Here is a 9,937-nt window from a genome sequence, read left to right as displayed (position 1 = left end):
AGGTAGACCAAAGTTACCTAAATACAAAGATAAAATGAACGGTAGAAATATTGTTATTTATACATCTCAAGCTGTTAGTAAATCGTCACTTAATAAATATATAGTTTTAACATGAAAACTTGTACAACTTGGACAGAACAAGATTTAGACGTTTTAACTAAGAATTACAAAATATTTAGTTACCAAGATTTAGCATTTAAGTTAAATAAAACAGAAATAGCGGTAAGAACTAGAATTAGTAAATTAGGTTTAGGTAGAAAAAGACATACTTTAAACGAAAGCTATTTTGAGTATATAGATAACCCTAATAAAGCTTATTTTTTAGGATTTATTATGGGAGATGGGTGTGTTAGTAAAAATAGATTAAAAATATCAATACATAAAAAAGATAGTATTATACTAGAAACATTTAAAGAGCTTTTAGATGCTACCCAACCTATAACAAAATGTGTTGAATCTAAATTAGAGATTTGTATTTACAATCCACAAATAGTTCTTTCCTTAAACAAATGGAATATCATAGAAAGAAAATCTTTTGTAGCTCAATTACCTAAGTTAGAAGATACTTATCTACCTCACTTTATTAGAGGGATATTTGATGCTGATGGTTCTATATGTAGAAGAAAATATATACCTAAAAAACAATATAGCGGTGCGTACTTTTGTATAGGTACTGGTAGTTCTGGCATGGCTAAAGATTTAAACAAAGTGTTTATACTAAACAATATAAACACTTCAATAAGAACGAGAGTTAGGGAGGGTAAGAAACCTTACTATGAAATCCATACCTCTAATAATAGTGAAATAGCAAAATTGAAAGACTTTTTATATAGTAGTGCTGATTTTTATCTTAAGAGGAAGTATGAAGTTTTTTAGAGGGTATTGTAGTTCACCCAGTAAGGTTAAACTTACAAATAAGTTAAAATAGATATTTGTCTATATAATTTACAACTATAGTTAAATTAAAGATCGCCCCTAACCTGCGTTTCTCAGTAAAGAGTATGACTAATTCTCCCACCGCTTCCCACCCGCAGAGCGACGTTTTTTCTGCTCTTTGCTTGCAATTGACTACTGGTTCCGAAAAAGTCCAACAGCAAGCTATTCTCCAACTACCGGATTTTGGTCAAGATGGCGAAAAAGCTTTAATGGAGTTTTTGCAGCAACGCCAAACTAATTTACCAACCTGGATTGATGGCAAAGTTTATCAACTTCTCGCTCAAAGTAACTCCTTAGAAGCGCGAGAATTTCTCTTAGCTAATTTTCCTAACGGACTTGTCCCCCTCAAATCTGAAGGCAATATTGACTATACCGAACTGCAAAAATTGCTGATAGCTCAAGACTTTCAAGCCGCCGACCGCTTAACCTTGGGTTTAATGTGTCAGTTAGCTGGAGCTAGTGCTGTGCAAAGAAAATGGCTATATTTTACAGAAGTTGATAACTTTCCGCTTTTAGACTTGCAGACTATCGATACTTTGTGGTTAGTTTTTTCGGAGGGGAAGTTTGGTTTTTCCGTACAGCGTCAAATCTGGCTATCGGTGGGTAAAAATTGGGAAAAGCTCTGGACGGAAATTGGTTGGAAAGATGGCAACAACTGGACGCGCTACCCTAACGAATTTACCTGGGATCTTACCGCTCCCAAAGGTCATTTACCTTTATCCAATCAACTGCGCGGTGTACGGGCAATTTCTGCTTTGCTTTCCCACCCGGCTTGGAATGGTTAAGCTGATTAGACTTATTGCTATCGGAGGTTTTTAACGGCAATTGCGACTTAGGGGTTCGGTTCTACGACTGTTACTAAAACCTAAATATCTATAAGCTCATAGTAAGTAAGGTTGTATAACTTAAGCGATTTATAACTGTTGAAGGGGCAAATGCTCGTGCAAAAATGGATGTTGCCTACCCTAAAGGAAATACTAAATTGGAAATTTGATCAAGTACAAAGTTGGTGTACCGATAATTCTGGGTTGTCGTCATCACAATTACAGGCTCAAGCAGCGCAGGAATGGAGGGCGGCAATAACTGCTAGCGAGGATTTGCTATTACAAAGTATAGATAGTAAAGGCGATCATCTATCCCCCCAAGGAGTAGTATTTGCAGGTTCAGCGCCGCTATGGAGTAACGACTTACTTACTAGGTTACATACAGGGATTTTTGTTGAGCAAAGTACAGATAATTCCCCGCAGCTACCACCCGCTAAGGCAACTATTTCTAGTCAAAATGCCACCCCTCAACAGCTTCCTTTACTCCATAACGATCCTTTGGCGCAGGAGCCGTTTTGCTTGATTTTGACAGCCAAATTTAGTTTACTATTAGTTTTAGGCTGTGATAGTAGCGGTAATCAAGCATTTAAGTTTTCTTTTGAGCCAGAAGAAGCGGCCAAAGTATGGCAACTATTGCGATCGCGTTTACTATTAACTAATTCACTTTTGGTTGACAAGTTCGATACTTTAGTCAAAAAGTTTGAACCTGTAGCACCCGATTACCGGGTAGTAACTAATTTCAGTCATTTATTACTCTCTCGCTCCCACGTAAAACCCCCTCAAGAAGAACATTTAGTTGCTCACAATCACCGCTCAGATATAGAACTATTACAAGCCTTTGCTCATGAAGTGCGTACGCCTTTAACCACTATCCGTACTTTGACTAGGTTGCTATTAAAGCGCAAAGATTTAGCTCCAGAAGTCAAAAAACGTTTAGAAGTTATCGATAGAGAGTGTACAGAGCAAGTAAATCGTATGGAATTGATTTTTAGGGCTGCGGAAATGGTAGAAAAACCTGCCCCCAACACTCTAACTCGACTCACAGCCATGTCTTTAGCGCAGGTACTACAACAAAGCATTCCCCGATGGCAACAACAAGCTCATCGACGCAATTTAACAATAGACGTGGTTTTACCGCAACATCTGCCTACGGTAGTGAGCGATCCAACAATATTAGATCAAGTCCTCACGGGTTTAATTGAAAATTTTACGCGCAATTTGACGGCAGGTAGTCATATTCAAGTCCAAGTTATTCCTGCCGGAAATCAACTAAAATTGCAGCTATTACATCAATCTCTTGCTGGGGAGGGCGATAAATTACCACCTCCTCACGTTAAATCTTTAGGTAAATTACTGATGTTTCAGCCAGAGACAGGCAATATTAGTCTCAATCTCAATGCCACAAAGTATTTATTTCAAGCCATTGGTGGCAAACTAATTGTCAGAAAACGCCCCGACGAAGGGGAAGTATTAACTATTTTTTTACCGATGGATTTGAGTCATCCGCCGCTATATCAACACGGCATTTTGCGGGAGCATCGCCCTGATGCAAAGATGCCTCCTAGTTGCTAGAGTTGTAACTAATTAGCTGGAGGAGTGGGAGCCGTTGCTAATAGAACTGTAAAAGTAGAACCGGATCCTGGCTTACTTTTGATCGAAATCGAACCGCCAGCGCGTTGCAAAAGTTGTTGAACAATAGTTAAACCCAAGCCTGCACCGCTACTATCGTCAGCAGTAGGGCGAATGCGGTAAAAACGGTCAAATACTCTAGGAATATCGCGTTCGGCAATGCCGATTCCTGTGTCTCGTACTTCTAGTATCACCCGATCGCCTACCACGCGCGATCGCACCCAAACTTGACCTCCACGAGGCGTAAACTTAATACTATTGTGTAATAAATTGATTGCTATTTGCTTCAGCCAAGACTTGAAACATAGTACAGGCGGTAGTTGTTCTGGTAGGGTATAAGCCAGCATGATCCCTTTTTCCAGTGCTAAGGGTTGATAGGTGCTTACAACTCCCGGCACAATTTCGCTGATCCGGACGGCTTGCAAAGGCGTATATTTGGGGATTTGATCGATTTGTAATAGCTCAAGTAGACCATTTATCACCGAATTTTGGCGATCGCACTCAGTATGCAGCATTTGCAAGTAGCGCATTCTTTGCGGCGGTTTGAGGTGGGGTGAATTCAGCAGACTTAACGCTGTTTTCATATTAGTTAGCGGTGTGCGGAGTTCTTCACTAGCACGGCGGAGCAATTCACCTGAAAGATTTACGCTACTGGTTAACTCTTGATTTTGCTGCTGTAACACTGCGGTGCGTTTAATTTTTGTTTTACGCAGTATTTCATCAGTGCGTTGCAATTGTTTGATAACTAATTGATTAATTAGTGTTCCTTGGCTTGGCGCTACGGTAAATAATAAATCCCAATTGTTTAATAGTTCGGTAAGTTGAATAGGACTACTGTAAAGAGTTTTTTTAGCCGAGTTTTTTGTTAACGCAGAGACAATTTCTTGCTTAATTCCTGCTAGTACGCGCTCAATGACTGGGGTTTCGTAAGCACAAATTGCTACTAAAGAAGAATTAGGCTTTGGTTTGTAGACTTGTTTTGGTGTGGAAAGAACTTTAGTTACTGTTCCCTGGCGCTGAATGCGGCGACGGTGCGCCAAGGCTAAACCACAAAATTGTGGCGATAAAACTAATAAAAAATACTCGCGCTGTAATTTACTTGTGGGCGTTAATTTTACCGATATTAGCGGGGTAATGAGATTACTCGCCGCAGGTTGAGAAACAGAGTAACTATATATACCTTCACTTAAATTTGTGGTGTTGTAACGTTGAATTTCTGAGTACCAAATCTTGCCCGGTGGCAGCTTAATCAGAAGCTGGGCGCGGATTTTATGCTCGATCAGTAGATCGATTGTTGCTCGTAATAAAGCTAACAAAGTAGCAGGAGTTACAGACAATAATTGTGGAGGTGGATCGGTACTAAGGCTCAATTCATAAAGGCTAAGAGATTGTTTAAAAGAACTGACCATACTTGTTTTTGTGATAATGCCTTGATAGGTACTTTATAGGAGCCTTTAAAAATTAGCAATTAGCTGTAGGTAAGATGCGATCGCGCTTAGGAATTATTTGTAGGGATCTATAAAATTTTTTATTGGCATAGTTGAGGTGTAGGCTGGGATTAAATACAGCAAAGCAAAAGTAGAGTTACGAGTTTCGCGCTGTACCTTTGATTAATTTATGTACGCAAACAATGAAACAAGAGAAGATGCGCGATTCTTTATCTACTGTTCTATTGCCAATAGCTTTAATTTTTGGTTTGGTTCTGCTTTTGAGTTTAAATGTTGAATCGCCTGGCATTCACGAAGCCAGCAACCCCTTAGAATCTGGGCTTAAGGTGATAGTTAGTTACTTAGCGGTAGGAGCCGAAATCGCCGCCGCTTTAGTGATTGGGGGGGCTATTTTACGCGCAATAACTAGCTATTTGCGCCAGTTATTTTCTCGTTCTAAGCAGCATTATGACTCTACCGAGTCAATTCGCCTCAAATTGGGACGAGTGCTTACTTTGGGGTTAGAGTTTACCGTTGCTAGTGATATTCTCCGCACCGCCGTAGCACCCACGCGCCAAGATATTTTGAACTTAGGAGCAATTGTCCTATTGAGAACTCTACTTAACTACTTTTTGGAGCAAGAAATTAACCAGGTAGAACAAAGCAGTTTTAGAAAGCAAGAAGGCGATCGCCTTTAACTAAAATTAGAGTAGGATTTAATGCAAAAAGTGCCGAATCCCCGTAAATACCATTATTAACCCCAGTTCATTGGCTGCTTTGATAGAATCCGCATCGCGCATACTTCCCCCCGGTTGCACAATCGCCTTGATCCCGGCGGCGGCGGCGGCTCTTACAGAGTCATCGAAGGGAAAAAAACCATCGCTGGCAAGAAAGCCACCCTTAGCGCTCTCTCCAGCCTGCTCTAAGGCAATTTTTACTGAGCCAACGCGGTTCATTTGTCCTGCGCCACAGCCTTTAGTGGTAAGGTTTCCTGTAACTACGATCGCATTTGATTTGACGTGCTTGCAAACATTCCACGCAAAAAGTAATTCAGCAAGTTCTGTAGGGCTTGGTTTGCGATCGCTCACTACTTGCCATTTGCTAGAATCAGCAATGTAATTATCCGCCTCTTGAACTAAAAAGCCCCCAGCAATTACTTTTACTGTTTGCTTAATGCTCGTTTTATCTGGTAAAAGTAAAACTCTAACTTTAGACTTGGCGGCAAGAATCTCTTTTGCGTCAGCTTCAATTTCGGGCGCAACTACACATTCAAGAAAGGTTTGAGTTAGCGCTTTAGCTGTAGCTGAATCTATAGGACGATTTAACGCCACAATTCCCCCAAAAGCTGACACCGAATCGGCATTGAAAGCTTTGTTGTAAGCTTCTGATAAACTATCTGCTAAAGCTACTCCGCAAGGATTGGTATGTTTGATAATTACGGCGGCGGGGGTATCTGTAAATTCGCTTACTATCCGTACTGCTGCTTCTAAATCAACTAAGTTGTTATAACTAAGTTCTTTACCTTGCAATATACTTGCTGTCGCCCAACCTGTGGGCGTATCGCCTGTTTGATACCAAGCGGCGGATTGATGGGGGTTTTCACCGTAACGCAGAGGTTGTAATGTTTGTCCTGTAAGAGTGAAGTTATCTTTACTTAAATAAGCAGCTATGGCGCGATCGTACTCTGCGGTATGCAAAAATGCTTTTTGAGCGCACAGTTGCCGAAATTCTAAAGATACTTCGCCTTGATTTTGACGCAACTGTTCTAAGTAAGAATCGTAGCTTGTCGGACTGCTGAGAATAGTAACATGAGCGTAGTTTTTGGCAGAGGCGCGAATTAAAGTTGGGCCGCCAATATCAATTTGTTCGATAGCTTCAGGTAAAGTTACGTTTGGGAGTGCGATCGTTTGCTCGAAAGGGTATAAATTGACTACAACTAAATCTATGGGGCGAATTTGATTATTTTCTAAATCTGCTAGGTCTTCAGGTACATCTCGCCGCGCTAAAATACCGCCATGAATCCGAGGATGTAAGGTTTTTACTCTCCCGCCTAATATTTCTGGAGAACCCGTATAATCGGCAACTTTAGTAACGGGGATTCCTTCAGTTAGTAAAGCTTTGGCTGTTCCGCCACTGCTGATAATATCAAAGCTAAATTCTTCTACTAATGTCCGGGCAAATTCGATTAGTCCGGTTTTGTCAGATACGCTGAGAAGTGCTAGACGTGCCATATATAAGAGGTTTTGCTGTTGGTTACTAATAAGAATACAGAGAGCCAAGAATTGGTTATTATTACAATAGATTAAGAGAATTTTTATAATAGGAGAAAGTCTCTGCCCGTGCAAGTTATTAATGTACCCCCAACTACAGGTAAAGAACCTACGGGGTTGATTGTGGTGTTACACGGCTGGGGTGCTAATGCTAAAGATTTAGCTTCCGTCGTGCCTTTTTTGAATTTGCCCGATTATCAATTCATTTTGCCAGATGCGCCTTTCAATCATCCTCAAGTAGCTGGCGGTAAGGCTTGGTACGATTTTCAACAGAATAACAAAGGATACTTTGAAAGCAAACAATTATTAAACGATTGGCTGCAATCTCTAGAAAAAGAGACGAGTATTCCCCTATCTCGGACGATTTTAAGTGGCTTTTCCCAAGGTGCGGCGATGACTTTAGATGTCGGTTTACATTTACCATTGGCGGGTTTAGTAGCGTTAAGTGGTTATTTGCATCCGGTTACAGAGTCAACAACTAGCGCGATTTCGCCAATTTTGTTAGTACATGGTAGACAAGATTCGGTAGTTCCCCTCAGTGCAGCCCAAAAAGCGCGAGATAGCTTGCTTGCTATGGGTGCAAAGGTGCAGTATCAAGAGTTTGATATGGGTCACGAAATTCGCCCCGAAGTTATTGCTTTAATTCGCAATTTTATTGTGGCGCAACAAAAATGATTTTGCGTGATTGCAAAACCAATGTAGAGACGTTGCATTGCAACGTCTCTTTGCCAAAATTCCTATTCGTCCTCTTAACTGTGGTCTGGGAAACGGTCTAAGCCTTGATCTTCCCACGATACGGGATCTTCCAAGGGTTCTAAATGGGTAATGATGTGGGTGCTAGGTAAAGCCTTACTAATTGCTAGTTCAATTTCTTCAGATAAGTCATGTCCGCGCTGCACTGTCCAGTTTCCAGGTACAAGGATATGGAAAGAAACAAAGCGGCGCGAACCTGCTACGCGCGATCGCATGGCGTGAAATAATATCCCTTGGCGATCGTAAGGTGCTAATAAATCGGTAATGATTTTCTGATCAGATAGGGGCAAAGCAGTATCTAACAATCCATAACCAGTCTCTTTTAAAAGTCTAAACCCTGCCCAAACTATATTTGCGGCGACAATTATGGCAATGATCGGATCTAAAAAGAGCTTACCTGTTAATTGCACCAGTAATAACCCGACTACTACCCCCACAGAAGTCCAAACATCGGTAAACAAATGATGCGCGTCTGCTTGCAACGTAATCGATCTTAAGCGTTTTCCCGCCCGTAGTAAAATGAATGCTACTCCCCCATTAATTGCGGCGGCGATGAGAGAAAGAATTAAGCCCAAGTCAACTTTTTGGATAGGTTGGGGATGAATTAATCTGTCTAGGGCGGCTACACCAATACTTAGGGCTGCAATTATAATTAATGCGCCTTCTAAGCCACTAGAAAAATATTCAGCTTTAGAATGACCAAAAGTGTGTTCTTCGTCGGGTGGCTGGGCGGCGAGAGTAAGCGCCCACACGGCAAAAACGGCGGCGACTAAGTTTACAACTGATTCGGCGGCATCAGAAAATAAACTTACAGAATTGGTCAGCAAGTAAGCGCCAAACTTTAAAGCTATAGTTGCGATCGCGGCAGCGATAGAGAGAATAGCATAGGAACGGGCGGATTTGGGACTCATGTTATCTACAATTTACGGGCAATTATCGTTCTATGACGGGGCGTGTTGCTCACAATAGTAGGTGGGGCAAATCCGGCGCTAACTAAGGCGCTTTCAATGTCTAAACTGAAATAATCATCTAAATATGGCTCGGTACTTTTGAGCAAAGTTAAGATGTATGGCGGCATTTTTGCATAGATTTCCGATTTAGGGTTCATATCCATAATTGTTAAATACCCTCCTGGCTGTAATAATCGTTGCGCCTCTTGAAATATTTGCTGTGTAGCAGATTGGGGCAATTCGTGAAACATCAAAAAACTTGTTACTAAATCAAAGGAATTAGCGGGTAATGTTGTGGCTTCGGCGGTGGAATGAACCCAGTTTATATTTGGATTGCGCTCCTTTGATGAGTATTTGGCAACGGCGAGAAAGTAAGGAGATAAATCTAATCCGGTAATTGCTGCATTGGGGTAAACTTCTTGTAATGCAAAGGTACTCATCCCCACACTACAGCCCAAATCGAGAATAGTTTGGGGAGTAATCGGAATTTCCCTCGTCAGAATTTCATGATAGCTAGAACGTAACAGGCGATCGCCTTTAGCGCCAGATCCAGACCAAATCCCTGCATGAACTGCGTATGCAGCAACTTCTACTTCCAACGCGGCTTCCCAATTGAGATTACCTTGTGCGTAAGCGTGAAAAGATTTTAAATAGTAATCGGGATAGGCAACTTGCGGATTTTGGACTATTGCAAGATCAGTTTCCCAATCGCGGGTTTTCAATTCTTGTACTCTTTTAGTCCAAGGTACGCCGATTTTTTCTGCCCGTTTGATCATCATTTGTCTTGCTTGGTGTTTGGCTAAGTTTGCCAAAGGCGTGATTGCTAGTATCCCATTTACCAAGCGTGTTGCTAATCCAGGATTATTATTTACTGTCGCCGTCATAATAAAAGTTGCTAAGTTATCTGTTCTTATTTTGCAAGCATTAGAGCCTGTTTGCAAAAAGAAAAACCCCCGAACTCTTGCAAAGATCGGGGAGTGAAGTACCCAGCGCTGAACGGATTACCGTTACAGCATGGGCTTCCAGTTTCATTAGCTAACGCCGCTTCTAGACAAGTCTAGATTTGGTCTTATATCATGTCCGCATAACAGATTATGATAAAGGTGGAGAATAAAAGTATGACTCATGCCGAAACGAATTGCGGTAGC

Annotated in this window: 9 protein-coding genes; 5 read left to right on the top strand and 4 right to left on the bottom strand. The window is 41.2% G+C overall.

Annotated elements, in window-relative coordinates:
- Positions 1 to 111 precede the first annotated feature (111 nt).
- From C7B70_RS24040 to C7B70_RS24030, 3 genes are all read left to right on the top strand, one after another.
- Complete coding sequence (locus C7B70_RS24040) at positions 112 to 876, top strand: LAGLIDADG family homing endonuclease (RefSeq protein ID WP_106371445.1); 765 nt, start codon at positions 112 to 114, stop codon at positions 874 to 876.
- A gap of 125 nt (positions 877 to 1,001) precedes the next feature.
- Positions 1,002 to 1,721 carry a GUN4 domain-containing protein gene (locus tag C7B70_RS24035; protein WP_106371444.1) on the top strand — a complete coding sequence of 240 codons (720 nt, stop codon included), beginning with the start codon at positions 1,002 to 1,004 and terminating at the stop codon, positions 1,719 to 1,721.
- 150 nt (positions 1,722 to 1,871) lie between these two features.
- Positions 1,872 to 3,332 carry a sensor histidine kinase KdpD gene (locus C7B70_RS24030; RefSeq protein WP_199192516.1) on the top strand — a complete coding sequence of 487 codons (1,461 nt, stop codon included), beginning with the start codon at positions 1,872 to 1,874 and terminating at the stop codon, positions 3,330 to 3,332.
- Positions 3,333 to 3,340: 8 nt separating this feature from the next.
- Here the strand turns inward: C7B70_RS24030 and C7B70_RS24025 are convergent, their stop codons facing one another.
- Entirely contained in the window at positions 3,341 to 4,798 is a 1,458-nt protein-coding gene (locus C7B70_RS24025; protein ID WP_106371443.1) for a DICT sensory domain-containing protein, read from the bottom strand.
- A gap of 221 nt (positions 4,799 to 5,019) precedes the next feature.
- Between C7B70_RS24025 and C7B70_RS24020 the strand changes: the two genes are divergently transcribed.
- Positions 5,020 to 5,514 carry a DUF1622 domain-containing protein gene (locus C7B70_RS24020; RefSeq protein ID WP_106371442.1) on the top strand — a complete coding sequence of 165 codons (495 nt, stop codon included), beginning with the start codon at positions 5,020 to 5,022 and terminating at the stop codon, positions 5,512 to 5,514.
- 18 nt (positions 5,515 to 5,532) lie between these two features.
- On the opposite strand, the gene purH is transcribed toward C7B70_RS24020, so the two are convergent.
- Positions 5,533 to 7,047 (bottom strand): bifunctional phosphoribosylaminoimidazolecarboxamide formyltransferase/IMP cyclohydrolase, encoded by a 1,515-nt coding sequence (gene purH / locus C7B70_RS24015; RefSeq protein ID WP_106371441.1) that lies wholly within the window; start codon positions 7,045 to 7,047, stop codon positions 5,533 to 5,535.
- A gap of 108 nt (positions 7,048 to 7,155) precedes the next feature.
- Here purH and C7B70_RS24010 point away from each other — a divergent pair, with 108 nt between their 5' ends.
- Positions 7,156 to 7,761, top strand: a complete 606-nt coding sequence (locus C7B70_RS24010) for an alpha/beta hydrolase (RefSeq protein WP_339376701.1) — start codon at positions 7,156 to 7,158, stop codon at positions 7,759 to 7,761.
- 74 nt (positions 7,762 to 7,835) lie between these two features.
- Here the strand turns inward: C7B70_RS24010 and C7B70_RS24005 are convergent, their stop codons facing one another.
- On the bottom strand, positions 7,836 to 8,750 hold the full coding sequence (locus tag C7B70_RS24005) for a cation diffusion facilitator family transporter (protein WP_106371439.1): 915 nt from the start codon (positions 8,748 to 8,750) through the stop codon (positions 7,836 to 7,838).
- A 5-nt stretch (positions 8,751 to 8,755) separates the two neighbouring features.
- Positions 8,756 to 9,673: a class I SAM-dependent methyltransferase gene (locus C7B70_RS24000; protein WP_106371438.1), complete on the bottom strand. Its 918-nt coding sequence runs from the start codon at positions 9,671 to 9,673 to the stop codon at positions 8,756 to 8,758.
- Positions 9,674 to 9,937 lie beyond the last annotated feature (264 nt).

The sequence above is a fragment of the Chlorogloea sp. CCALA 695 genome, assembly GCF_003003885.1.
In the GTDB taxonomy this organism is placed as follows: domain Bacteria; phylum Cyanobacteriota; class Cyanobacteriia; order Cyanobacteriales; family Chroococcidiopsidaceae; genus Aliterella.
The sequence above is the reverse complement of the archived record's forward strand: the minus strand, read 5'-3'. Positions and strand labels throughout refer to the sequence as shown.